This is a genomic window from Leucobacter sp. gxy201, assembly GCF_051043335.1.
Lineage (GTDB): Bacteria > Actinomycetota > Actinomycetes > Actinomycetales > Microbacteriaceae > Leucobacter.
Window position 1 is genome coordinate 313,689 of sequence record NZ_JAMXWS010000003.1, and the last position, 25,378, is coordinate 339,066.

Sequence of the window (25,378 nt, forward strand, 5' to 3'; positions counted from 1 at the left end):
GCGTGAGCTCCACTCGCCCGCTCGCCAGGTTCGCGACCTCGGACGAGCGCTCCCGCTGGGATGCGCTCGTCGCCGCGAACCCGGGCGGCGGTGAAGTCTGGATGGGCGATGCCTACCTCGGCGTGAAGCGGGAGGAAGGCCGCTACCGCGACCTCCGCGTGATCGTCGAACGGGAGGGAGCGCCACCGGTGGCGGTCGGCGTGCTCGCGAAACGCGTGCCGCTGCTCGGAGAATGGTGGCATCTGCCCGCAGGCCCCGCGGGCCGGGGCGTCGCCGAGGTCATCGAGCACGCTGCCGCGGTCGCGGATCTCGCGCGCTCGCGCGGGGCGTTCCTGCTGAAGATCGAACCCCGCCTCGGCCCCGACAGCCGCGCGGCCTTCTCCGGCGCGGGCTATCTCGACACCGTGCGCATCATCCCGAACCCGTCGACAGTGCTCGTCGACGTCGCGACCGCCGCACCGGCGGGCAGCCCCGAGGCCGCCGCCGAACTGCGCGCGCGCATCGGCAAGAAGGCGCGCAACTCGATCGCGCGCGCGGGCCGCGACGGCATCGTCGTGCGCCGGGTGCCCGCGACCGACGAGAACTGCGCCGAACTCTCGGGCCTGCTGCGCGAAACCGCCGAGGGGCGCTTCGTGCTGCGCTCGGATCGCTACTACCGCGAATTCTGGCAGCGATTCGGCCGTGCCGGGTCGGGCCAGCTGTTCTTCGCGTACCGGCCGGGCGACGACGGCGAGGATGTGCTGCTCGCCGGCGCCTTCGCGATGGCGCTCGGCGCGAAGACCACCTACAAGGACGGCGCGTCGATGCGCGCGAAGATCGCGTACGGCGCCTCGCACGCGCTGCAGTGGGACGTGCTGCTCTGGGCGAACGAGCGCGGAGCGCAGGTGCACGACCTGTGCGGCGCCCCGCCCTCCGATCGCGCCGACGACCGCGAGCACCCCCTCTTCGGCGTCGGGCAGTTCAAGCGCTCCTTCTCGCCCGAGATCACCGACTACGCGGGGGCCTTCGACCTGCCGCTGAAGCGCCGGGCCTACGCGCTCTGGGTGAAGCTCGGGGACCGTCTCGCCCGCCGGGCGTCCCTCGCCCTCAAGAAGGATCCGTACTACTGATGGCCGCTGGAATCATGCGCGCGAGCGCCGTGATGGCGTCGGGCACGATGGTCTCGCGAGTGCTCGGTCTGGTGAAGGCCATGCTGCTCGCGTACGCGATCGGCTCGGTGCAGTCGCCGTCGGCCGATGCCTTCCAGAACGGCAATCTGCTGCCGAACATCATCTACATGATCCTGCTCGGCGGCATGCTCAACGCGGTGCTCGTGCCGCAGATCGTGAAGGCGGCGCACGGCCCCGACGGCGGCGCCGGCTACATCAACAAGATCCTCACGCTCATCTCGACGTCGCTGTTCGCGATCACGGTCGTCGCGATGCTGATCGCGCCCTGGATCGTGTGGGCGACGGCCGTGCACTGGCCCCCGGAGCAGCTCGCGCTCGCGACGGCGTTCGCGTACTGGTGCCTGCCGCAGATCGTGTTCTACGGCCTCTACACGGTGCTCGGCGAGGTGCTCAACGCCCGCAGCGTCTTCGGGCCGTTCACCTGGGCGCCGGTGCTCAACAACGTGATCGCCATCGGCGGCATCGTCGTGTTCATGCTGATGTTCGGCTCCGACCCGCACGGCGCCCGTACCGTGACGGAGTGGACGGGGGCATCGATCGCCGTTCTCGCGGGCAGTGCGACCCTCGGCGTCGTCGCCCAGGCGCTGATCCTCTTCGTATCGTGGCGGAAGGCCGGCATCAGGTATCGGCCCGATTTCCAGTGGCGGGGCGTCGGCCTCGGCCGCACGGCGAAGATCGCGATGTGGAGCCTCGCGACGATCACCGTGATGAACCTCGGCGGCGTGATCACCAACAACATCGTCGCGATCGGTTCGGGCGCGGGCCCGTCGACGAGCGCGATGGGCAATGTCTGGCTGATCTTCATGATGCCGCACTCGGTGATCGCGGTCTCGCTCGCGACCGCATACTTCACCCGGCTCTCCGAGTGGGGGCAGACCGGCCGCATGGCGGAGTTCGTCGAGGACTTCTCGGCATCGGCACGCCAGATCTCCCTGGTCATGGTGCTCGCGGCGGCGGCGCTGTTCGCCGCAGCTCCCTTCGTCTCGCGCGTCGTCAACTTCGGCGCGACGACGGTGCAGGTCGACCAGTTCTCGACCGCCCTGCAGGCATACGTCGTCAGCCTGGCCGCATACAGCTTCCTGTTCGTCACCCAGCGGGCCTTCTACGCGCTCTCCGACACGCGCACGCCCTTCGTCTTCACCACGATCCAGATGCTCATCGTGATCGCGCTGTCGCTGCTGCTGCCGCCCTTCCTCCCCGCGGAGTGGATCGGCTTCGGCTACGCCTGCGTATGGTCGTTCGCGACGATCGTGCAGGCCGTGCTGGCGACGGCGCTCCTGCGGCGCAAGATCGGATCGATCGACGGCCGCCGCATCCTGCAGAGCCTGGTGAAGTTCGTGATCGCGGCCGTTCCGAGCCTGGCCCTGGGGCTCGTCACCACCCGGGTGCTGCGGGCGTTCTCGCCCGACTTCAACGCGGTCGAAGCCGTGCTCTTCGCAGTCATCGTCGGGGCGGTGGTGCTCGTCGTCTACGGCATCGTCCTGCGCCTGCTGCGCTCGCCCGAGGTCGCCGGCATCGCCTCCACCCTGTCCCGCAAACTCGGAAGGAACCGTTCGTGACCTCCCTCACCGTGACCCCGTGCACCGACCGCGCGCTCTGGGATCGGACCGTCCGCGAGGCGGGCGGCCACCCGCTGCAGCTGTGGGGCTGGGGCGATCTGAAATCGGCGCACCGATGGAGCGCCGAGCGCGTGCTGGTGCGCCAGGGATCGGCTCCCGACGCTCCCGTCGTCGGCGCCTGCCAGCTGCTCACCCGCGCCCTGCCCGGGCCGCTCGGCGGCTTCGTCTACGCGCCGCGCGGCCCCGTCGTCATGCGGTCGGCGGCCGACTCCGCGAAGCCCGCCGCCGACCCCTCGCCCGGAGACATCGCGAACGCGGTGGCCGAATTCGTGCGCTCGACCCGCCGTGCGGTCGCCGTCTCGATCGAGCCCGATGAGGATGCGGGGGAGTTCGCCCTCGACGGCTCGTGGCGCGAGGCGAAGACCCCGGTGCTGCCGGCGCGCACGCTGATCCTCGATCTGCGGCGCTCGGAGGACGAGCTCATGGCCGATATGGTCAAGAAGCACCGCCAGTACGTGCGCAAATCGGGCCGCGAGGAGTCGCTGTCGATCAGGCCGGTCGAGACGGTCGCCGAACTCGACCGCTGCCTCGAGGTGTACCGCAAGACGAGCGAACGCGCCGACTTCGGCCTGCACGAGGATTCGTACTACCACGACGCCTTCACCATGCTGGGCGACGATTCGCCGGTATGGGCGGCGTACGTCGACGATCGTCCCGTCGCGTTCCTGTTCATGGCGAAGTCGGACCGCACGGCGTTCGAGCTCTACGGCGGCATGGACGAGACCGGTCAGCGGCTGCGCGCGAACTACGCGCTGAAATGGCACGTGATCCGCCACATGCAGTCGATCGGCATCGAGCGCTACGACTTCGGCGGCCTCATCAACGACGGCGTGACGACGTTCAAGAAGGGCTGGGCCTCGCACGAGAACCTGCTCGCCGGCTCCTGGGACCGCCCCGGCCCGGGGTACAGGATCTGGACCGAGGGCCTGCCCCTCGTGAAGAGCGCCGTGCGCCGGATGCGGCGGCGCTGACGGGCCGGATCTCGGCCCGGGCGGAGCGTCATTCGGCCGTTGTCGGCTGCCCCGCGTACCCTCGGTGATATGGCAAGCAAAGCTTCGACGCGCGGAAAGACCGGGAAGACCCCGGCACGGGGCTCCCGGAGCGCGCAGTCGACCGCGAAAACCCGCGTGCTCGTCGACCCGGAGCCCCGCGAGGGCATCGCCCGGCGCGCCTGGAACGGGCTCGCCCACGGCGTCGGCGGCGCCGCGCGCATGTTCCGCACGGAGCCGCTCGAGCCGGCCGACCGCCGCGACGGCGTGCCGCTGCTGCTCGTGCTGCTCGCGATCATCGGCGCGGTCGTCGAGTGGTTCCTGATCGGCAACCCGATCGCGGTGCAGCTCGACGCCTGGACCTTCGGGGGCCTCTTCGGCCGCGTCGCCTTCGGCTTCCCGATCATCATGGCCGGGTTCGCGATGTGGCTCTTCAACCACCCGTCGAGCGTGAACGACAACCGGCGCATCGCCATCGGACTCTTCCTGGCGATCACCAGCATCGCCGGGCTCAGCCACGTGTTCGGCGGCCAACCGCATCCCAACGCGGGCATGCCGGCCCTCGCCGAAGCGGGCGGACTGCTCGGATGGATGGTCGGCGCACCCCTGCTCGCGCTGACGGTGTGGACCGCGGTGCCGGTGCTCTCGGTGCTGCTCGTCTTCTCGGTGCTGATCATCACGAAGACGCCGCCGGGCCGCATCGTCGACCGGCTGCGTGAGGCCTACGAGTTCCTGTTCGATGTCGCCGACGGCGCACCCGCCCAGGCCGCGGAGCGCCCGGCGCGCCCCGCGAAGCGCGATGATTCGAGCACGGCGCTCTTCGATCTCGAGCAGCAGGAGCCCGAGCCCGGGGCCATGCCCTGGTGGCGGCGCAACGCCTCGGGGCGCGAGGAGGAGGCCGGGTACCGGGTCGACGAGCAGGCCATCGACACCGTGCTCGGCGGTGCCGACGAGCCGGCGCAGAGCGACGGCGCCTTCGAATCGGCGCTCGCCGACGACAGCCGCACCGGTGCGTTCCCCGCCGACCTCTTCGACAGCCTCGACCAGGCCGAGACCGTGGTCCGCGCTGCCGGGGCGACGCCCGCCTCGGGGCTGGGCGACGATTCGTGGACGGGCCCGGCCGCCGCACCGGTGGTCGAGACGCCGATGGTCGACGAAGCCGCCGAGGCGGCCGGCGACGCCGCAGCGGGCGCAGCCTTCGAAGTCGCCCCGCCGCACACGCCGGCGCAGGCGGCCGCCTACCGCCTGCCCGATCAGGCCGCGCTCGCCATGGGCGATGCTCCGAAGACGCACACCGAGGCGAACGACCAGATCATGGCCGCCATCGCCCGGGTCTTCGAGGAGTTCAAGGTCAATGCGCGCGTGACGGGCTTCTCGCGCGGTCCGACCGTGACGCAGTACGAGGTCGAGCTCGGCCCGGGCGTCAAGGTCGAGAAGGTCACCGCGCTCTCGCGCAACCTGTCGTACGCGGTCGCGTCGAACGAGGTGCGCATCCTGTCGCCGATCCCCGGCAAGAGCGCCATCGGCATCGAGATCCCGAACCAGGACCGCGAGAACGTCGCCCTGGGCGATGTGCTGCGCTCGAACAAGGCCCGGGGCAGCAAGCATCCGATGACCATCGGCGTCGGCAAGGACGTGAAGGGCGGATTCGTCGTCGCGAACCTCGCGAAGATGCCCCACCTGCTCGTCGCGGGCGCCACCGGTTCGGGCAAGTCGAGCTTCATCAACTCGATGATCACGAGCCTCCTGATGCGCGCCACGCCGTCAGAGGTGCGCATGGTGCTCGTCGACCCGAAGCGCGTCGAACTCACCGTCTACCAGGGCGTACCCCACCTCATCACCCCCATCATCACGAACCCGAAGAAGGCCGCCGAGGCGCTGCAGTGGGTCGTGAAAGAGATGGACATGCGCTACGACGATCTGGCGAGCTTCGGCTTCCGCCACATCGACGATTTCAACGAGGCCGTGCGCTCGGGCTCGATCGTGCTGCCCGAGGGCAGCCAGCGCGTGCTCAAGCCGTATCCGTACCTGCTCGTCGTCGTCGACGAGCTCGCCGACCTCATGCTCGTCGCGCCCCGCGACGTCGAGGATTCCATCCAGCGCATCACCCAGCTCGCGCGCGCCGCCGGCATCCACCTCGTGCTCGCCACGCAGCGGCCCTCGGTCAACGTCGTCACCGGCGTGATCAAATCGAACGTGCCGAGCCGGTACGCCTTCGCGGTCGCCTCGGGCACGGACTCCCGCGTCATCCTCGACGAGGTCGGCGCCGAGCGCTTGATCGGTCAGGGCGACGGTCTGCTGCTGCTCAACGGCGAATCGTCGCCGATGCGCGTGCAGGGCGCATGGGTCGGCGAATCCGAGATCGCCCAGGTGGTCGCCCACGTGAAGGGCCAGGCCCAGCCCGAGTACCGCGCCGATGTCGCGCAGGTCGCCGAGAAGAAGGAGATCGACGAGGACATCGGCGACGACCTCGAAGTGCTGCTCGCCGCCGTCGACCTCGTCGTCACCTCCCAGTTCGGCTCGACCTCGATGCTGCAGCGCAAGCTGCGCGTCGGCTTCGCGAAGGCCGGCAGGCTCATGGACCTGATGGAGTCGCGCGACATCGTCGGGCCCTCGGAAGGGTCGAAGGCGCGCGACGTGCTCGTGTCGCCCGAGCAGCTGCCCGAGGTGATCGCCCGCATCAAGGGCGGGCCCGCGGCCCCGCAGCGGCCCTTCGAACAGGCGCCCGCCACGGCAGCTGCGCCGGCGGCGTCCGCCGCAGCGGCTCAGACCGAGGCCCCGCAGCCGGAACCGCACGCGCCCGAGGGCGCTACCGACGTGATCGAGCCGCTCGCCGATTCGGGGTACGGCGACGACCGCTACGACGATCCCGTCGCGAAGTACCAGGCGACGCTCGAAGAGGTCGACGGCGATGACGGCGACGAAGACGCCTGGCAGTTGACCGGACGGGACTGATCGTGGGAGGCGCGGCCGCATGAGCGAGATACGTATTGAGGCCGGTGCGCAGCCGCCGGCGCCGCAGAGCGCACCGGCCGGCGGTTCGCGCGTGCCGACCCGGGTCTGGTGGCTCACCGCGGTCGTCGCCCTCTGCGTACTCGGCAGCGCCGGGGCGGTCATCTGGGCGAATGCGAGCTCCGAGGACACGGTGCAGGCACGGGCGGTCGCCCAGGAGTACGTCGACGCGATCGCCGCGGGCGATGCCGAGACCGCGAACGCGCATGCCCGCACCGCCGAACGGCAGCCGGAGAGCGAGCTGCTGCACTCGGATGCGCTGAGTAGGGCCGAGCGCATCAACGGCGCGGCGATCGACCGGCTCCGAGTGGACCCGGATCGGGGTACGGCGACGGGCTCGGTCGAGTACGAGCTCGATCACCGTCGTTTCATCGACCGCATCGAGCTCGCGCGCGATGCCGATGGCTGGTACGTGCTCGACGGGCTGACCGTCGAGCTATCGATCGGCTGGTACGGCGATGAGCCGCCGTTCTCGATCGCGGGCTTCGACGGCGTGCTGACCGGGCCGAGTTCGATCGAAGTCTATCCCGCGGTGTACGAGATCGAGGCGCCCAACGAATACTTCGAGGTCGAGGGCGATGGGCGGATGGTCGCCGCAGCGGCTTCGAGGGGTCTGTTCGGCGACGAGGGCCGGAGCAGGTCTTACGTCTGGACCGTGCCGACCGAGGCGTACTGGGACGAACTGCAGCGTCAGGCCGATGCCTGGTACGACGAGTGCGCGAAGCGCGAGACAGTGCCCGAGCTGCAGGAGTGCGGAATCGAGCTCGATGCGCCGGCGCAGCTCGAGGACGCCGAGGTGGAGGTCGAGATCGTGGCCTATCCCGTGGTCATGGAGGATTACGGCTGGAAGTACCCGGATCTCGCGGACGGCGGCGACTTCCGGGTCCGCGCGGCCTCCCGGGCCGCGGAGGAGCCCCGAGCCGAGGGCGCTTCGAACGGTTTCGCGGGCCCGGCCGATGTCCTCGTCGAATTCGATGCGGACGGTGCGCCGCAGCTGCAGATCGTTCCCTACACCTAGAGCGGGCGTGGTGCGCGGGGCGCCCGCGCTAGGCTGGCGGCATGACCGACACGGAGCCGACGCCCGCCCGCCCGAGCAACTGGAACGCGCCGAACATCATCACCGGCGCGCGCATCGTAGCGACGCCGTTCTTCCTGTGGATGCTGCTCGCCGACGCCGGCGCGAACGGCCCGTGGCGGTGGGGCGCCGCGGCGTTCTTCGTGATCGCCATCGCGACCGACGCCTGGGACGGGCACCTGGCGCGTTCGCGCGGCCTGATCACCGATCTCGGCAAACTGCTCGACCCGATCGCCGACAAGGTGCTCACGGGGGCGGCGCTCGTCGGGCTCTCGATCCTCGGCGAACTGCCGTGGTGGGTCGCGGTCGTCGTGCTGGTGCGCGAACTCGGCGTCACCGTGCATCGGCTCATGATCGTGAACGCGGTCGTCGTCGCCGCCGACTGGATGGGCAAGCTCAAGACCGTCGCGCAGTCGGTCGCGATCACGCTCGCGCTGCTGCCGCTCGCGAGCGTCATGGGGGCCGCAGCACCCGTCGCGACCTGGCTCAATGTCGTGACGATGACGATAGCGGTCGTGCTCACGATCCTGAGCGGCATCGACTACGTGGTCTCGTTCCTGCGCGCGAAGCGTTCGGGCCGGTGAACGGATCGCGCGCTTCGGCGGAGGTCGCCGAGGCCGTCATCGCGCGCGCCGTGTCGCGGGGGCTGCGGCTCGCCGTCGCCGAATCCCTGACCGGCGGGCTGCTGGCGTCGACCCTCGTCTCGGTGCCGGGCGCGTCTCGCGCGCTCTCCGGGGGAGTGGTCGCCTACGACACCGCGCTGAAGCGCTCGCTGCTCGGCGTCGACGGGGCACTGCTCGCCGAGCGCGGGCCGGTCGATCGCGCGGTCGCGGAGCAGATGGCGCGGGGCGCGCGCGAGGCCTGCGCGGTGCCCGGCGTCTCGGGAGCCGTGCACCGCGCCGACATCGGCATCTCGACGACCGGGGTCGCAGGCCCCGACCCCGATCCGCAGACCGGGCAGCCCGCCGGCACCGTGTGGGTCTGCGTGAGCGGCCCCGGCGAGGCGGAGCGCACCCTGCTGCTTCCCGGCCTCGTAGGCCTCGACCGCCGCGGCATCCGCGAGGCCGCGGTGCGGGCGGCGCTCGAGCTCGCGGAGGCGGCGCTCGAGCCGTGACCGCGGAGCGATCCCTGTCGAAACCTGAGGTTCGCCCGTAAGATTCCGAAACTTGAGTCCATTGCGCTCAGGTTCAGAGAAGTTTCAGGAATGAATCGACTAGTCTCGTGGTTGTTGCCAGTGATGCCAGACCGACCGGATCTGGTGGCCCGAACCCGGCGCGAGAGCCGTCGGGGCGGGTATGGTGGATGCACGCGATGTGCAAGTTGGTGAAGGAGGCTCCTATGGTGCTGATGCGTCAGGAGATCGGCGACGTGCTGCGCGACTTCCGTCTGCAGAAGGGGCGCACGCTGCGTCAGGTCGCAGGCGATGCGAGCGTGGCGCTCGGGTACCTCAGCGAGGTCGAACGCGGCCAGAAAGAAGCCTCGAGCGAGATCCTCTCGGCCGTGGCCGATGCCCTCGATACGCCGCTCTCGGTGATCATGGGCGAGGTCAGCGAGCGGCTCGCGGTGATCGAAGGCCTGTCGATGCCGGTGCCCGACACGGTGCCGGCCGATCTGGTCAAGGGCTTCTCGGCCGAGCTGGTGTCCTAGCCGGCGAGGGGTCTGCGCCCATTCAGTCTTCCAGCGGGGCGTTCGAGCTGCGTGCTCGAGCGCCCCGCTTCGCCGTTCATGAGGAGGGGCCGTGCGCCTGAGCGAGTTCCAGCGGGCCTGCGCCGAGGAGTTCGGCGCCGATTACGCGCGCGTGCTGGTCAGGGATCACTGGTTGAACGAGTTCTCGGGCACCGCCCAGGAAGCCCTCGATCGCGGTGTCGCGGCGCGCGACGTGTGGCGCGCGCTCTGCACCGACCTCGACGTGCCGCTCGAGCGCCGGCACGGCCGCGGCCTGCGCGACCCCCGCGAGAGGTAGCGCCCGCCCGGTCGCTGCGGCCGGGCGCGTTGCAGTTTCGCGGCGTGCGGCGGCGTGTCGTTTTCGAACATGTGTTCGAGCGATGTATCTTCGTCCACAGGTGCGATTGACGTGTTTCATCCACAGATTCGCTCTTCCCGGCCCGAATGTCGGTGGTGCGACCTAGTGTGTGAGCCATCAGCCGCCCATGCCTTGTTCGCCCTCGCGGGTCAGAACAGTCGGTAGGCAGCAATCCAGCGGCTCGGCCGCGTGAACGAAGGAGCAGAAGATGGCAATCGCAAAGGATCGCGAGAAGGCGCTCGACGCTGCGCTCGCGCAGATCGACAAGAACTTCGGCAAGGGCGCGATCATGCGCATGGGCAGCCAGGAGCGCGCGCCCGTCGAGGTCATCCCGACCGGTTCGGTCGCACTGGATGTCGCGCTCGGCATCGGCGGCCTGCCCCGTGGCCGCATCATCGAGATCTACGGCCCCGAATCCTCGGGCAAGACCACGCTGACGCTGCACGCGATCGCGAACGCGCAGCGCGCCGGCGGCATCGCGGCCTTCATCGACGCGGAGCACGCGCTCGACCCCGAGTACGCGAAGAAGCTCGGCGTCGACATCGATGCGCTGCTCGTCGCCCAGCCCGATACGGGCGAGCAGGCCCTCGAGATCGCCGACATGCTGATCCGCTCGGGCTCGGTCGACCTCGTCGTCATCGACTCCGTCGCGGCGCTCGTGCCGAAGGCCGAGATCGACGGCGACATGGGCGACAGCCACGTCGGTCTGCAGGCCCGCCTCATGTCGCAGGCGCTGCGCAAGATCACCGGCAGCCTGAACGCGACGAAGACCACCTGCATCTTCATCAACCAGCTGCGCGAGAAGGTCGGCGTCTTCTTCGGCAGCCCCGAGACCACCTCCGGCGGCAAGGCGCTGAAGTTCTACGCCTCGGTGCGCCTCGACATCCGACGCATCCAGACGCTGAAGGACGGCACCGACGCGGTCGGCAACCGCACCCGCGTGAAGGTCGTCAAGAACAAGATGGCCCCGCCCTTCAAGCAGGCCGAGTTCGACATCCTCTACGGCATCGGCATCTCGCGCGAGGGCTCGCTCATCGACTACGGCGTGGAGCACGGCTTCATCAAGAAGAGCGGCGCCTGGTTCACCTACGAGGGCGACCAGCTCGGGCAGGGCATGGAGAACGCCCGCCGCTTCCTGATCAACAACCCCGATATCGCCGCCGAGATCGAGGAGAAGATCCTCACCAAGCTCGGCGTGAACGGTCGCAGCGAGGAGAGCGCTGCCGAGACGCCGACGCTCGCACCCGCGGGAGCGAACGGCGCGCCGGCCGCGGCCGAGAAACCCGTCGCTGCGACGAAGCGCGCGAGCGCCTAGCGCCATGGCCGTCAGGTTCCTTCCGGGGCCGGAGGAGCGCCGGGCAGCGCACCGCGAGGATCGGACCGATCTCGCGGAGGTGATCGAGCTGCGCTCGCGCCTGCCACGGCCGGGATGGGGCGATGCGCCGTACCGTTCAGGCGGGGTCGAGACCGCGGCGGCCGATGCACCGGAGCCCGTGGCCGCGGTATTCGGCGCTCCGGATGCGGAGGAGACCGACGGAGCCCCGGCCCCGGTCGTCGATGCCGAGACGGTGTACGCCGATGCCGTGGAGCGGTGCCGCGAGGACGGCGTGCGGATGCTGGCGCGGCAGGCGCGGTCGAGCGGCGAACTGCGCGATGCGCTGCTGCGCGTCGACCACGGCCGGGACGTCGTCGAGGACGTCATCGACGAGTTCGAACGCAGCCTCTACCTCGACGATACGGGCCTCGCCCGCGCGATGACCGAGAAGCTCCGAGAGGCGAAGCGGGCGAGCCGCGGCCAGATCCGCACGAAGCTGCGCGAACGGCAGATCCGCGACGACGTCGCGGAGGCCGTGCTCGGGGAGCTCGACGACGACCAGGAGTTCGAGATGCTGCGCGAGGCCGCGGCCGACCGGGCGCGCAAGCTCGGCGGCCTCGAGCGCCAGACCGCCGAACGCCGCCTCATGGGCTTCCTCGCCCGGCGCGGCTGGTCGGGCGAACCGGTCTCGCGCGCGGTGCGCGAAGCGCTCGACGACGCCGGGATATCGTACGGGCCGGGCGGCTCCTCCGGCAGCGGACGGGGCGGCCCCGGCAGGCCCCGTCCGGGGGCTCGCGCGAGGGAGAGCGGCGTCAGATTCCAGTGACCGCTCGCCGGTAGAATCGAGGCCATGACTCTCCAGGCGAACCCACTGCAGGCCGAGGCACCGACCGAGATCGCGCCGTCGCCCGCGTCGATCGGAGCCGACGGCGCGCCCCGCAGCTACACCGTGCGCACGCTCGGCTGCCAGATGAACGTGCACGACTCGGAGCGTCTCGCGGGCTCCCTCGAGGCCGCGGGCTATGTCGCCTCGGAGACTCCGGATGCGGCCGACGTCGTCGTCATCAATACCTGCGCCGTGCGCGAGAACGCCGCCCAGAAGCTCTACGGCCGTCTCGGCGAGCTCGCAGGCGTCAAACGCGGGCGCGAGGGCATGCAGATCGCCGTCGGCGGCTGCCTCGCGCAGAAGGACCAGAGCGAGATCGTCGCGAAGGCGCCCTGGGTCGACGTCGTCTTCGGCACCCACAATCTCGGCTCGCTGCCGACGCTGCTCGAACGCGCACGCCATAATGCCGAAGCCCAGGTCGAGATCCTCGAATCGCTCGAGGTGTTCCCCTCGACGCTGCCCACGAAGCGCGACTCGGCGTCGAGCGGATGGGTCTCCATCTCGGTCGGCTGCAACAATACCTGCACCTTCTGCATCGTCCCGTCGCTGCGCGGCAAGGAGAAGGATCGCCGCCCCGGCGAGATCCTCGCCGAGGTGCAGGCGCTCGTCGACGACGGCGCGATCGAGGTCACCCTGCTCGGTCAGAACGTGAACTCGTACGGCGTCGAGTTCGGCGACCGGCAGGCGTTCGGCAAGCTGCTGCGCGCCATGGGCGACATCGAGGGGCTCGAGCGCGTGCGCTTCACGAGCCCGCACCCCGCCGCGTTCACCGAGGACGTCATCGAGGCGATGGCCGAGACGCCGAACGTCATGCCGTCGCTGCACATGCCGCTGCAATCGGGCTCGGACGCCGTACTGAAGGCGATGCGCCGCTCGTACCGTTCGCAGAAGTTCCTCGGCATCCTCGACCGGGTGCGCGAACTGATTCCGAACGCCGCCATCACGACCGACATCATCGTCGGCTTCCCCGGCGAGACCGAAGAGGACTTCGAAGACACCATGCGCGTCGTCGAGGCATCGCGATTCTCGAGCGCGTTCACCTTCCAGTACTCCATCAGACCGGGCACTCCGGCGGCCGAGATGGAGGGTCAGCTGCCGAAGGAGGTCGTGCAGCGGCGCTACGAGCGCCTCACCGCGCTGCAGGAGCGCATCTCGTTGGAGGAGAACGAAGCGCAGATCGGCCGCAGCGTCGAGGTGCTCGTCTCCGCCGCAGAGGGGCGCAAGGGCGCCGAGACGCGGCGCCTGTCGGGCCGCACCGCAGACAACCGCCTGGTCCACTTCGCGGTGCCCCTGCATGCGGACGAACCCCGCCCCGGCGACGTCGTCACTGTCCGGGTGACGGCGGCGGCGCCGCACTTCGTGATCGCCGATGAGACCGGTGTCTACGCCGTGCGCCGCACCCGCGCGGGCGATGCCTGGGACCGTCGTCAGGCCGAGAGCTGCGGCGTGCCGACGCCGATGAGCGGCGGCGCGCGCGCCGTGAACCTCGGGCTGCCGACGCTGCGCATCGGCAGCTGATGCCCCGGCTGTGGGCGATCGTCGGCGCCACCGGCACCGGCAAATCGGCGCTGTCGCTCGACCTCGCCGAACATCTCGCAGCGAACGGCCCGGGCGCCGAGGTCGTGAACGCCGACGCCATGCAGCTCTACCGCGGCATGGACATCGGCACGGCGAAGCTGCCGGTCGCCGAACGGCGGGGCATCGACCATCATCTCTTCGATGTGCTCGCCCCGGACGAAGAGGCGGCGGTGGCCGGCTACCAGCCGGCGGCGCGCACCGCGATCGAGGCGATCTTCGCCCGCGGGCGCGACGCGATCATCGTCGGCGGGTCCGGTCTCTATGTGTCGAGCGTCGTCTTCGACTTCCGCTTCCCGCCCCGCGATGACGCGGTTCGCGCCGGGCTCGAACGCGAACTCGCGGCCGGGGGAGTCGCCCCGCTCCTCGAGCGGCTCCGCGGCCTCGCGCCCGAGGTCGCCGATGCCGTCGACGCTCGCAACCCCCGTCGGGTCGTGCGCGCGCTCGAGGTCGCCCTGCTCGGCGGCGACGCGCAGGTGACGCTGCCCTCGGAGCCCGAGCTGTGGCATCCCGGCACCCGCATCGTCGGCGTCGGCTGCGAGCGCGCGGCGCTCGTCGAACGGCTCGATCGCCGTGTCGAAGGCATGTGGGCCGCCGGGCTCCTCGACGAGGCGCGCGGGCTGATCCCTGCAGGCATCGAGCGCGGCAAGACCGCGAGCCGGGCCATCGGGTACGCGCAGGCGCTCGCGCAGCTCGCCGGTCGGCAGAGCGAGGCCGAAGCGATCGCCGAGACCCAGGCGCTCACCCGGCGCTATGCGCGCCGTCAGGTCAGCTGGTTCAAGCGCTATCCGGGCATCCGCTGGGTCGACGGGCCGAACCTCTCCGACGTCATTACACTCGAAGCATGATCTCCCTCGCATTCACCAAGGGTCAGGGAACCGGCAACGATTTCGTGCTCTTCACCGACCCCGACGGCGAGATCGATCTCTCGCCCGCGCAGATCCGCGCGCTCTGCGACCGCCGGTTCGGGGTCGGCGCAGACGGCGTCATCCGCGCGGTGCGCTCGCGCGCACTCCCGGAAGGGGCGGCCGCCCTCGCCGAGGAGCCCGAGGCCGAATGGTTCATGGACTACTGGAACGCCGACGGCACCCCGGCCGAGATGTGCGGCAACGGCGTGCGCGTCTACGCCCACTACCTCATCTCGGAAGGGCTCGTGCCGGCCGAGCGGAGCGACACGCTGCCCATCGGCACCCGTGCCGGAGTGAAGGATGTGCTGCAGACCTCCAGCGGCTACACCGTCGACCTCGGCCCGTGGCGGCTCGCGCCCGAGCGGCTCGTCGCCGCGCGCGGGCTCGACGTCGCGCGGCCCGGGCTCGGCATCGACCTCGGCAACCCGCACCTCGTCGTCGCGCTCGCCGACCCGGGCGAGCTGGATGCGCTGGAACTGCACCGCGCACCGGCTATGGACCCGGCCCCCGAGCGCGGCGCGAACGTCGAATTCGTCGTCGCCGAAGAGCCGCTCCTGCAGCACGGCGCCGCCTGCATCCGCATGCGGGTGCACGAGCGCGGCGTCGGCGAGACGCAGTCGTGCGGCACGGGGGCCGCGGCCGCCGCGCTCGCCTTCCGCCACTGGGGCGGCGAGGGCATGCCGACCAGCTGGCGCGTCGAAGTGCCCGGCGGGCGGCTGCAGGTGCGCATGTTCCCGACCGCCACGGGCGAGCACGTCTCGCTCGGCGGGCCGGCGGAGCTCGTCTACTCGGGCACCATCGAGCTCGCCTGACCGCGACCCGGCGCGCGATCGTACGCTGGGGAGCTCCGGCGATCGCCGGGCGTCAGGCGCGGCGCGCCTCGATGACGTGGAAGCCCTTGTCGCGGCCGACGCGGTCGACGGCGAGATCGTCGAACTCCGCGGCGATCCACCGCTGCAGCGAATCGGCCCCGAGGTGCTTCGCGACCACGAGACTCGCGAAACCGCCGGGCGCGATGCGGGGGAGCCACAGGCGCAGCATGCCGTGCAGCGCCTCCTTGCCGACGCGGATCGGAGGGTTCGAACGGATCTCGCCGAACACGATGCCGGCGGGCACCTCGTCGGGCGCCGCGACCCGCACGTTCTCGAGACCCAGGCGCGCGGCGTTCTCCGCCGTGAGGGCGCGCGAGCGCTCGTTCACATCGACGGCCCACACCTCGCGGTCGGGGCGCTCGAGCGCCGCCGACAGGGCGATCGGTCCCCACCCGCAGCCGAGATCGAGCACCGGGCCCTCGGCCTCGTCGTCGAGCTTCGCGAGCGTGCTCAGCAGCACCGCGGTGCCCCGGTCGAGCTGCTCGGGGCTGAAGACGCCGCCCGCCGTTACGACCGCGCGCGGGGCGCCGGCGAGTTCGACCTCGATTTCGCGGGGGCGGAGGTCGCCCGCGGGGGACTCCGAGAAGTAGTGCTGGTTCACGCTTCCAGTATTCCAGCCCGTGAGGCCACGCCCCCGCGGGGGCACGCGCGCCCACCCGAACTTCGGCGCACACCCGAACTTCGGACCGAAACCGCCGATTCGATCCGAACGACGGGTGAGGGCCGAACGACGGGTGAGCGTCGCAGGGCGGAAGGGGGCGCACGACCGCCCGGAGCGAACAGGCCGAGCGGCGGCCCGCGCCCCGACGTAGACTGGGGCCCAGATGAATGAGTCGATGAACGAACAGACCGACCCGCTCGAGCGCATCCTGCAGCGCGCCGAGGGCACGGGCGCCGGTGCCACCGTGATCCGCGATCTGCGCAGCGGCGCCCAGGCGCTCGGCGACGCCGCCCATGACGAGCTCGACGACGAGTCGCATGCGATCCATATGGAGCGCGAGGACCGCGCCTCGCTGAAGCGCGTCGCCGGCCTCTCGACCGAGCTCGAAGACGTCACCGAGGTCGAGTACCGCCAGCTGCGGCTCGAGAACGTCGTGCTCATCGGCATCTACACCGGCTACGGCGACGGCAACAGTGCGGAGGACGCCGAGAACTCGCTGCGCGAGCTCGCGGCGCTCGCCGAGACCGCGGGTGCCGCAGTGCTCGACGGGCTGCTGCAGCGCCGCGCCAACCCCGACCCGGCGACCTACCTCGGCAAGGGCAAGGCGCAGGAGCTCGCGGAGCTCGTCGCCGCGGTCGGCGCCGACACGGTCGTGGCCGACACCGAGCTCGCACCGAGCCAGCGCCGCGCGCTCGAGGACGTCGTGAAGGTGAAGGTCATCGACCGCACCGCCGTCATCCTCGACATCTTCAGCCAGCACGCGAAGAGCCGCGAGGGCAAGGCGCAGGTCGAGCTGGCGCAGCTCGAGTACCTGCTGCCGCGCCTGCGCGGCTGGGGCGAGTCGATGTCGCGCCAGGCCGGCGGCCAGGTCGGTGCGGGCGGCGCCGGCGGCGCGGGCATGGGGTCGCGCGGCCCGGGCGAGACGAAGATCGAGCTCGACCGCCGCAAGATCCACACCCGCATGGCGCGACTGCGGAAGCAGATCGCGGGCTTCGCACCCGCACGTGAGACGAAGCGCGCCAACCGCAAGCGCGGAGAGGTGCCCTCGGTAGCGATCGCGGGCTACACGAACGCCGGCAAGTCGAGCCTGCTGAACCGATTGACCGGTACGCAGGAGCTCGTACAGAACCAGCTCTTCGCGACCCTTGACACGGCCGTGCGCCATGCCGAGACCGATGACGGCCGCAGCTTCACCTACGCCGATACCGTCGGCTTCGTGCGCAACCTGCCGCATCAGCTCGTCGAGGCGTTCCGCTCCACCTTCGAGGAGGTGGCGGCCGCCGACGTGATCCTGCACGTCGTCGACGGTTCGCACCCCGACCCCGAGGCGCAGCTGCGCACCGTGCGCGAGGTGGTCGCCGAGGTCGACGCGCAGGGCATCCCCGAACTCGTGGCGTTCAACAAATCCGACCTCATCGACGACTCCCAGCGGCTCGTGCTGCACGGGCTCGTGCCCGACGCCGTCTTCGTCTCCGCGCGCACCGGCGAGGGCATCGACGAGCTCATGCGCCGCATCGACGCGGCGCTCCCCGTGCCCGACCGCGAGGTGGCCGTCGTGATCCCGTACGACCGCGGGGAGCTCGTCGCCGAGCTGCACGAGCGCAACCGGGTGATCGACACCGAGTATCTCGAATCGGGCACGCTCGTGCGCGCGTTCGTGACCGCTGAGATGTATGCGAAGGTCGAACCCTTTCTCGAATGAGCCGATGCGCGCCCGCGGCAGGGCGGCGTAACACTTCGTAGTTCATGCGGCGAAACATAGGGGCCGCAGGGCCGGTGAGCCGGTTACGTTGGGCGTGGCTCCGGCACGGGATCGGGGCCGAGCCCCTCGCACACCGACCCCGGAGGACCGCATGTCCGCAACGACGCCCCTGCCCCACGCCACGATCCTCGGCTACCCCCGTATCGGGCGACGCCGCGAGCTCAAGCGCGCCGTCGAATCGTTCTGGAAGGGCAGCATCTCGGAAGCCGAGCTCGGCGAGACCGCCCGGCAACTGCGCTCAGCGACCCGCGCCCGCCTGGTCGAGCTCGGCCTCCCCGTCACGGGGGGAGCCGTGCCCGAGAGCTTCAGCTTCTACGACCAGGTGCTCGACGCCACCCTCGCCCTCGGCGCCGTACCCGGCCGCTTCGCCGATGTGGCCGAGCGCGACGGCGCGACCGATCTCGACGTCTACTTCGCCCTGGCACGAGGCGACAAGGATCACCAGCCGCTCGAGATGACCAAGTGGTTCGACACCAACTACCACTACAGCGTGCCCGAGATCGACGAGCGCACCCCCTTCATCGCGAACGCGCAGTCGCTCGTCGCGCAGGTCGCGGAAGCGGCGGCGCAGGGCATCCAGTCGCGCCCCGTGCTCGTCGGCCCCGTCACGTACCTGCTGCTGGCCAAGGCCTCCGACGAGGCGGCCGCGGGCTTCTCGCCGATCGACCGCCTCGACGACGCGGTCGCCGCGTACGCCGAGCTGCTGCAGGCGCTTGCCGCGGCCGGCGCGACGTGGGTGCAGCTCGACGAACCGGCGCTCGTCTCGGATTCGCTGCCCGCGACCCGCGACGAGACGCTGGCGTTCGTGGAGCGCGCCTACGCGCGGCTCGGCGGCGCGGCAGCAGGTGCTGCGCGCCCGCATATCCTCCTCACCGCGCCCTACGGCGACTCGTCGCAGGCGCTCGAGCGCCTCGGCGCGCTCCCGGTCGAGGCCGTGCAGGTCGACCTCGTGCGCGGTGCGCTGCCCGAGGCGGCGCTCGCGAGCGGCGCGCTCGCCGCAGCGTTCGCCGGCACGCAGCTCGTCGCGGGCGTCGTCGACGGCCGCAACATCTGGCGCACCGACCTGCGCGCCGCATTCGCCCGGCTCGAGACGCTGCGGGCCGCAGGCCTCGATGTGGTCGTCGGCACCTCGAACTCCCTGCAGCACGTGCCGCACGACGTGAACGACGAGACGAAGCTCGACGCGCGCCTGGCGTCGTGGCTCGCCTTCGCCGAGCAGAAGGTCGCGCAGGTCGCGGTGCTCGCACGCGGGCTCGACGACGGCGCCGCCTCGATCGAGACCGAGCTCGCCGAGACCGAGCGGGTGCTCGCCGACCGGGCGAGCGCCGCAGGCGTGCGCATCGACGGCATCCGCGATCGCGTCGCCCGGGCGGCGGATTCGGGCGGCCGCGTCTCCGAGGAGGAGCGCCGCGAGGCGCAGCGATCCCTGCGGATACCGCAGCTCGCGACCACGACGATCGGGTCGTTCCCGCAGACCGGCGAGATCCGTCGTGCGCGCGCCTCGTACGGCCGCGGCGAGATCGACCAGGCCGCCTACGACGGCTTCCTGCGTGAGGAGATCGAGCGCGTCATCCGGCTGCAGGAGGAGATCGGCCTCGATATCCTCGTGCACGGCGAAGCCGAGCGCAACGACATGGTGCAGTACTTCGCCGAGCACCTCGACGGCTTCGCGGTGACCGAGCACGGCTGGGTGCAGTCGTACGGCACGCGCGCCACCCGCCCGTCGATCCTGTGGGGCGACGTCTCGCGCCCGGAGGCCATCACGGTCGCCTGGTCGGCGTACGCGCAGTCGTTGACCTCCCATCTCGTGAAGGGCATGCTCACCGGCCCCGTCACGATTCTCGCGTGGTCGTTCGTGCGCGACGACCAGCCGCTCGCCGACACGGCCGCGCAGGTCGCGCTGGCGCTGCGGGATGAGATCGACGACCTCGCTGCGGCAGGGATCCGCATCGTGCAGGTCGACGAGCCCGCTCTGCGCGAGCTGCTGCCGCTCGATCGCGATCGGCAGGCCGCCTACCTCGACTGGTCGGTCGGCGCCTTCCGGCTCGCGACCGGCGGCGCCGCGGCGGATGTGCAGATCCACACCCACCTCTGCTACTCCGAGTTCGGCGAGATCATCGACGCGGTCGACGGGCTCGACGCCGACGTCACCTCGATCGAGGCGGCCCGCAGCCGCATGGACGTCGTCGATCCCCTCGGTGCGCACGGCTACTCGCGCGGCATCGGCCCCGGCGTCTACGACATCCACTCGCCCCGCGTGCCGAGCGTCGAGGAGCAGGAGGAGCTGATCCGCATCGCCGCAGCGCGCATTCCCGGCGAGCAGCTGTGGGTGAACCCCGATTGCGGCCTCAAGACCCGCGGATACGAGGAGACCGTGGCGAGCCTCACCCACCTCGTGCAGGCGGCGCGGGCCGTGCGTGCGGCGCTGCCGGCGGCTGCATCGGTCGAGGGGCGCGCGGCGGAGCTCGACGACGCACTTGCGGGGGCGAACGCGTCATGACGGTCTGGCCGGCCGACGGGCTCCCCACCGAGCCCGTCGGCTCCCTGCCGCGGCCCGCGCGACTGCAGCGCGTCGTGATCGACGCGTCGACGGGGCTCGCGACGCAGGCCGAGCTGCGTACGGAGCAGGAGCGCGCCGTGCGCGATACGCTCGAGCGCTTCGCCGCGACCGGATCGCCGATCGTGAGCGACGGCGAGCAGCGGCGGCAGAGCTTCGCGAGCTACCCGCTCGGCAGTTCGGACGCCGCCGTCGCGGAGGCCGGCCCGGTGTTCGCGGTGTTCGCCGACGGGCATCACCGGGTGATCCCGAGTCTCGCGCGGGCACCGTTCGTGTTCCGCGACTGGGCGGCGGAGGATGTCGCGGCCGCCCGCGTGCTCACCGACCGCCCCCTGAAGCAGGCCGTGATCTCGCCGTCGATGCTCTCGCTCATGGTGCCCGAGGCCGGGCTCGGCGACTATTCGCGCGAGGAGTTCCTGGACGACGTGGTCGCCGGCTGCGCCGAGGACATCAGGCGCTGCTTCGCCGCCGGCGCGACCCGGGTGACGATGGATTTCACGGAGGGGCGCCTCGCGCTGCGCCGCGACCTGCGCGCCCCGTGGGCGGGGCCGCAGGCGCTCGCCGGGTTCATCTCGCTGATCAATCGCGTGCTCGACCGTCTCGCACCGTACGAGCGCGACGCCGTCGGCGTGCACACCTGCCCCGGCAACGACAACGACTCCGTGCACAGCGCCGACGTCGACTACTCCGGGCTCATTCCGGAACTGTTCCAGATCGAGGCCGGCTACTTCCTCGTGCAGGCCGCCGGCGAGCACGACCCCGACCGCGTCGCCCGCCTCGTCGGGCGGCAGCTGCGGCAGCGCGCGCGCTCGGGCGGCCGTGCACCGAAGGTGCTGCTCGGTGTGACGCAGCCGACCCGGCCGAAGCTCGAGACGGCGGAGGAGATCGCCGATCAGCTGGTGAAGGCCGCGAGATTCATTCCCGCCGAGCTGCTCGGCTCGACCGACGACTGCGGCTTCTCGCCGTACAACATCGATGAGAAACCCCGGCACGGGTCGCCCGACTTCGCCCGCGATGTCGCCTTCGCGAAGATCGCGGCCCGCGTGCGCGGTACGGCGATCGCGAGCGGCACCCTCGGCGGGGGAGCCCCGGCTGTGCCGCTGTCGTACGCCGGGTACGGCGCGACCGGCGTCGGCATCCCGAAGGAGAAGGTCTCGTGAACGCCCTGCTGCTCACCGGGAGCGCGCCCACGCGGGCCCGCTTCTCGTTCGAGGTCTTCCCGGCGCGCACCGGAGCCGCAGCGCTCGCGCTCGGGCACGCGGTGCAGCACCTGTCGGCCGCGGGGCCCGATTTCATCTCGGTCACCTACGGTGCGAACGGCTCGAACCGAGACGCCTCGCTCGACCTGGTGAAGTATCTCAGGGATCACACCGACGCGCTGCCGCTCGCGCACCTCACGACGGTGGGGGAGCCGCGCGATCGGGTACGCGCTGCGATCCACGGCATCATGGATGCCGGCGTGCACGACTTCCTCGCGCTGCGCGGGGACCCGCCTCGCGGGGCGACCGAGGAGTCGCCGGAGGTCGCCGGTTCGCTCTCGTCACTCGAACTCGTCGAGCTGATCACCGAGGCGCGCGCGGAGCGGCCCGCCTTCACGAGCGTGGGCCGCACCGTCGTCGCGGCGTACCCGAACGGGCATCCGCTCTCGCGGTCGCGAGCAGCGGACATCGACTGGCTCATCGCGAAGCAGGAGGCGGGAGCGCAGTTCGCGATCACGCAGCTCTTCTTCCGAGCCGAGGAGTATCTGGCGTTCGTGCACGACGCACGGGCGGCGGGGCTCACGATGCCCGTCGTGCCGGGTCTCATGCCCGCGTCGACGAGCGCGCAGCTGCGCAAGGTCGCCGCCCTCGCAGGCAGGCCCGCGCCCGCGGAGCTTGAACGGGAGATGGACGAGTCGGGCGGGTTCGCGCCCGAGCTCGGGGTCGAGCACATCGTGGAGCTGTCGCGCGAGCTGCTCGCGGGCGGCGCGCCGTCGATCCATCTCTATACTTTCAACCGGCACGAGCAGGTGCTCGCGGTGCTGCGCGAACTCGAGCTCCTGACGCCCGACCCGGTTCGCGCGCTCGTCGGCTGACGTCGCCGGAGCCCGGCGCGGGCCCGCCCTATCGGCCGGCGGCGGGGTGCGGAGCCGGGCTGTCGTCCTCGCTCGGCGCGTACCCGGCGTCGATGAGCGAGGTCGCGCGCTCCGTCTGAGGCGAGAAGTCGAGCATGTCGGTGCGCAGCCCGAGGTCGCGGTCGACGTGCAGCGCCATGGAGTGCGCCGCGCTGCGCACATCCTTCGCCTCGATCGCGGCGAGCACGGCCTCGTGATCGCGGTGCATGGTCTCGACGGTCGTGCCGAGGATGATGCGCCCCTCGAGGCTCGCGCGCTGCAGCACGGAGAGCACGCCGAGATACAGGTCGTGCAACAGCGTGCTGCCGCTGGCCTCGACGACACGCATGTGGAACGAGTCGGGGTCGACGCTCCGGTCGCAGGTGTCGGTCGTCCGATCGCCGGCCGCGAGCGAGCGCTCGAGCGCCTCGCGGAGCCCGCGCAGCTGCTCGTCGGTGCGGGTGACGGCGGCGTGCTGGGCGGCCTCGATCTCGAGCGAGCGCCGGTAGACGAGCACCTCTTCGAGGTCGTGCTCGGCGAGGAACTCGGTGAGGATCGTGCTGACCGGCGTACGCGAACGCACGAACGTGCCGACGCCGGGCACGGTCTCGAGCATGCCGAACGCGGCGAGCGAGCGCACGGCCTCGCGCACGGTCGACTTGCCGACGCCGATGAGCGTCATGAGCTCGACCTCCTTCGGGATCAGCGATCCCACGGCCCAATCGCCGCTGGAAATCCTCCCGCGCAGGAAGTCGAGGGTGTCGCGGGCCTTCTGCGATCCGCGAGTGGAGCTGGTCATGGTGCACTCCTGAATGGTTCAGAACATCCATAACTATATCGAGCGCGCACCCGCGGGCCGTCCGCAGCAGCACCGATCCTCAGATCTGATCTTATACATCAGATCTACAGGTACTCCGGTGCTAGCGTCGAGATCATGACGGATCTTGCCCAGCCCTACGATGCGCTCCTCCTCTGCTCCTTCGGCGGCCCGAACGGCCCCGACGATGTCATCCCCTTCCTCAAGAACGTGACGCGGGGCAAGGGGATCCCCGAAGCGCGCCTCGCGGAAGTCGGGGAGCACTACACCCGCTTCGACGGCCGCAGCCCCATCAACGAGCAGAACCTCGAGCTCGTCGACGCGCTCCGCGCCGAGCTCGATGTGCGCGGTTCGCGCCTGCCCGTGATCTGGGGCAATCGCAACTGGCACCCGTACACCGTGGACGCCCTGCGCGATGCGCACGCGTTCGGCGTGCGCCGCGTGCTCGCGATCGTGACCAGCGCCTACGCCTCGTACTCGGGCAGTCGACAGTACCGCGAACATCTCGCGGCGGCGGTCCGCGAGCTCGGCGAGCATGCTCCCGAGATCGATATCGTGCGGCCGTTCTTCAACGATCCCGGCTTCGTCCAGGCGAATCTCGAGGCGATCGAGGAGGCCGCCTCAGGGCTTCCGGGCGGCCTCGACGGCGCGCATATCGTGTACGTCACCCACTCCATCCCCGACACGATGCAGGAGGCATCGGCCGTCACCGGACCCGGGTACCGGGAGCAGCACGAGGACGTGCGGAGCGCGATCGACGGGCTGCTCATCGAACGGAACCGAGTCGGCGTGACCTCTTCGCTCGCCTACTGCTCTCGCTCGGGCAGTCCCTCGATTCCCTGGCTCGAGCCCGACATCAACGACCACCTCGCCGATCTCGCCGCGAACGGCACCACGCGAGTGGTGATCGCGCCGATCGGCTTCATCTCGGACCACATGGAGGTGGCGTTCGACCTCGATGTCGAGGCGATGGAGACCGCCGTCGGGCTCGGCCTCGCCGCTGTGCGCGCCGGGACGGTCGGGGTGCGGCAGGCCTTCGTCGGCGGCCTCGTCGACCTCGTGCTCGAGCGCAGCGCCCGCGAGCGGGGCGAGCCGCGCGAATCGCATGTCGTCGGGGCGCTCGAAGCGCTGCCCGATGAGGCACCGCCCGGCAGCTGCCGCATGCGCCACGGCGAGGCGACCGGCATCCCCGTGATCGCGGGCGACGTCGATTGACGGCCGCGGCGCTCCCGGCTCCCGCAACCCTGTACTCCATCCGCAGAAAGGCACTGACATGACCGAACCCGCACACGCATCGGCATTGCACGACATCTCTCCCCAGGTCGCCGAGCAGATCAACGCGGCGGTGAACTTCACCATGTACTCCGTATTCCGTATCGCGGGCCCCGACCGCGGCATCGGCGTATCGCCGGCCCGGCATGAGATCGTGCGCGGTCTGGTGCGCGAACTCGATGCGATCGAGGGGCTCACGACCCGCGGGTGGTACGACGTCGCCGGATTCCGCGCCGACGCCGACATCCTGATCTGGTGGCACGCGCCGACCACCGAGGCGCTGCAGGCCGCCTATCGAACGGTGCTCGAATGGAGCTGCGGGCGCCTCGAATCGGTCTGGTCGAACATCGGCGCGCATCGCGCGGGGGAGTTCAACCGGTCGCACATCCCCGCCTTCCTCGTGGGCACCGACCCCAAGGACTACATCTGCGTGTATCCCTTCGTGCGCGGGCGCGAATGGTATCTGCTGCCCGAGTCCGAACGCGGCGCCATGCTGCGGGAGCACGGCGCCGCAGCACGCGATTTCGGCGACGTGCAGGCGAATACGGTCGCCGCCTTCGCTCTCGGCGACTACGAGTGGCTGCTCGCGTTCGAGGCGGACGATCTCATCCGCATCGTCGATCTCATGCGCGAGCTGCGCGCGGTCGATGCGCGGCGCCACGTGATCGAGGAGACGCCGTTCTTCACCGGGCCGCGGTGCTCGCCCGAAGAGCTGCTCGCGCGCGTCGTGGGCTGATCCTGCGCCCGCTCCGTTCGGATCGCGGGAGCGCGGCG

At 70.9% G+C, this 25,378-nt stretch carries 22 protein-coding genes; 20 read left to right on the plus strand and 2 right to left on the minus strand.

Features of this window, described 5'->3' with window-relative positions; genetic code table 11:
• Window positions 1–2: 2 nt before the first annotated feature.
• From NHL51_RS06570 to dapF, 14 genes are all read left to right on the plus strand, one after another.
• Complete coding sequence (locus tag NHL51_RS06570; protein ID WP_434142596.1) at window positions 3–1,109, plus strand: lipid II:glycine glycyltransferase FemX; 1,107 nt, start codon at window positions 3–5, stop codon at window positions 1,107–1,109.
• Window positions 1,109–2,728, plus strand: a complete 1,620-nt coding sequence (murJ, locus tag NHL51_RS06575; protein WP_434142598.1) for a murein biosynthesis integral membrane protein MurJ — start codon at window positions 1,109–1,111, stop codon at window positions 2,726–2,728. Before NHL51_RS06570 ends, murJ begins: the two co-directional genes overlap by 1 nt.
• Complete coding sequence (locus tag NHL51_RS06580) at window positions 2,725–3,759, plus strand: lipid II:glycine glycyltransferase FemX (RefSeq protein ID WP_434142600.1); 1,035 nt, start codon at window positions 2,725–2,727, stop codon at window positions 3,757–3,759. The genes murJ and NHL51_RS06580 overlap by 4 nt, the downstream gene beginning before the upstream one ends.
• Window positions 3,760–3,828: 69 nt before the next feature.
• Window positions 3,829–6,732, plus strand: coding sequence for a DNA translocase FtsK (locus NHL51_RS06585; RefSeq protein WP_434142602.1), 2,904 nt, complete (start codon window positions 3,829–3,831; stop codon window positions 6,730–6,732).
• A 19-nt stretch (window positions 6,733–6,751) separates the two neighbouring features.
• Window positions 6,752–7,807 carry an Rv0361 family membrane protein gene (locus NHL51_RS06590; RefSeq protein WP_434142604.1) on the plus strand — a complete coding sequence of 352 codons (1,056 nt, stop codon included), beginning with the start codon at window positions 6,752–6,754 and terminating at the stop codon, window positions 7,805–7,807.
• Window positions 7,808–7,848: 41 nt separating this feature from the next.
• A complete protein-coding gene (pgsA, locus tag NHL51_RS06595) occupies window positions 7,849–8,448 on the plus strand; it encodes a CDP-diacylglycerol--glycerol-3-phosphate 3-phosphatidyltransferase (RefSeq protein ID WP_434142605.1) in 600 nt (199 codons plus the stop codon).
• Entirely contained in the window at window positions 8,445–8,978 is a 534-nt protein-coding gene (locus NHL51_RS06600; protein WP_434142607.1) for a CinA family protein, read from the plus strand. The genes pgsA and NHL51_RS06600 overlap by 4 nt, the downstream gene beginning before the upstream one ends.
• 224 nt (window positions 8,979–9,202) lie before the next feature.
• On the plus strand, window positions 9,203–9,511 hold the full coding sequence (locus tag NHL51_RS06605) for a helix-turn-helix domain-containing protein (protein ID WP_434142608.1): 309 nt from the start codon (window positions 9,203–9,205) through the stop codon (window positions 9,509–9,511).
• Window positions 9,512–9,602: 91 nt separating this feature from the next.
• Entirely contained in the window at window positions 9,603–9,827 is a 225-nt protein-coding gene (locus NHL51_RS06610; protein WP_434142609.1) for a DUF3046 domain-containing protein, read from the plus strand.
• A 268-nt stretch (window positions 9,828–10,095) separates the two neighbouring features.
• The gene (gene recA / locus NHL51_RS06615; RefSeq protein WP_434142611.1) at window positions 10,096–11,202 is read left to right on the plus strand and encodes a recombinase RecA; all 1,107 of its coding nucleotides are present in this window, start codon (window positions 10,096–10,098) and stop codon (window positions 11,200–11,202) included.
• 4 nt (window positions 11,203–11,206) lie between these two features.
• The gene (locus tag NHL51_RS06620; RefSeq protein ID WP_434142613.1) at window positions 11,207–12,028 is read left to right on the plus strand and encodes a regulatory protein RecX; all 822 of its coding nucleotides are present in this window, start codon (window positions 11,207–11,209) and stop codon (window positions 12,026–12,028) included.
• 24 nt (window positions 12,029–12,052) lie between these two features.
• Window positions 12,053–13,606, plus strand: coding sequence for a tRNA (N6-isopentenyl adenosine(37)-C2)-methylthiotransferase MiaB (gene miaB / locus NHL51_RS06625; protein WP_434142614.1), 1,554 nt, complete (start codon window positions 12,053–12,055; stop codon window positions 13,604–13,606).
• A complete protein-coding gene (miaA, locus tag NHL51_RS06630; RefSeq protein ID WP_434142616.1) occupies window positions 13,606–14,511 on the plus strand; it encodes a tRNA (adenosine(37)-N6)-dimethylallyltransferase MiaA in 906 nt (301 codons plus the stop codon). Before miaB ends, miaA begins: the two co-directional genes overlap by 1 nt.
• Window positions 14,508–15,383: a diaminopimelate epimerase gene (gene dapF, locus NHL51_RS06635; protein ID WP_434142617.1), complete on the plus strand. Its 876-nt coding sequence runs from the start codon at window positions 14,508–14,510 to the stop codon at window positions 15,381–15,383. Before miaA ends, dapF begins: the two co-directional genes overlap by 4 nt.
• 52 nt (window positions 15,384–15,435) lie before the next feature.
• On the opposite strand, the gene NHL51_RS06640 is transcribed toward dapF, so the two are convergent.
• Window positions 15,436–16,044, minus strand: coding sequence for a class I SAM-dependent methyltransferase (locus NHL51_RS06640; protein ID WP_434142618.1), 609 nt, complete (start codon window positions 16,042–16,044; stop codon window positions 15,436–15,438).
• Between the two features lie 235 nt (window positions 16,045–16,279).
• Here NHL51_RS06640 and hflX point away from each other — a divergent pair, with 235 nt between their 5' ends.
• From hflX to NHL51_RS06660, 4 genes are all read left to right on the plus strand, one after another.
• Window positions 16,280–17,806, plus strand: a complete 1,527-nt coding sequence (hflX, locus tag NHL51_RS06645) for a GTPase HflX (RefSeq protein ID WP_434142620.1) — start codon at window positions 16,280–16,282, stop codon at window positions 17,804–17,806.
• A gap of 151 nt (window positions 17,807–17,957) precedes the next feature.
• Window positions 17,958–20,366, plus strand: a complete 2,409-nt coding sequence (gene metE / locus NHL51_RS06650; protein ID WP_434142621.1) for a 5-methyltetrahydropteroyltriglutamate--homocysteine S-methyltransferase — start codon at window positions 17,958–17,960, stop codon at window positions 20,364–20,366.
• Window positions 20,363–21,583, plus strand: coding sequence for a hypothetical protein (locus tag NHL51_RS06655; RefSeq protein ID WP_434142622.1), 1,221 nt, complete (start codon window positions 20,363–20,365; stop codon window positions 21,581–21,583). The genes metE and NHL51_RS06655 overlap by 4 nt, the downstream gene beginning before the upstream one ends.
• Complete coding sequence (locus tag NHL51_RS06660) at window positions 21,580–22,497, plus strand: methylenetetrahydrofolate reductase (RefSeq protein ID WP_434142623.1); 918 nt, start codon at window positions 21,580–21,582, stop codon at window positions 22,495–22,497. Before NHL51_RS06655 ends, NHL51_RS06660 begins: the two co-directional genes overlap by 4 nt.
• Before the next feature lie 28 nt (window positions 22,498–22,525).
• Here the strand turns inward: NHL51_RS06660 and NHL51_RS06665 are convergent, their stop codons facing one another.
• Window positions 22,526–23,314, minus strand: coding sequence for a FadR/GntR family transcriptional regulator (locus NHL51_RS06665; protein WP_434142624.1), 789 nt, complete (start codon window positions 23,312–23,314; stop codon window positions 22,526–22,528).
• Between the two features lie 135 nt (window positions 23,315–23,449).
• Here NHL51_RS06665 and NHL51_RS06670 point away from each other — a divergent pair, with 135 nt between their 5' ends.
• The gene (locus NHL51_RS06670) at window positions 23,450–24,547 is read left to right on the plus strand and encodes a ferrochelatase (protein ID WP_434142625.1); all 1,098 of its coding nucleotides are present in this window, start codon (window positions 23,450–23,452) and stop codon (window positions 24,545–24,547) included.
• 58 nt (window positions 24,548–24,605) lie between these two features.
• Complete coding sequence (gene hemQ / locus NHL51_RS06675; protein WP_434142626.1) at window positions 24,606–25,340, plus strand: hydrogen peroxide-dependent heme synthase; 735 nt, start codon at window positions 24,606–24,608, stop codon at window positions 25,338–25,340.
• Window positions 25,341–25,378: the final 38 nt, after the last annotated feature.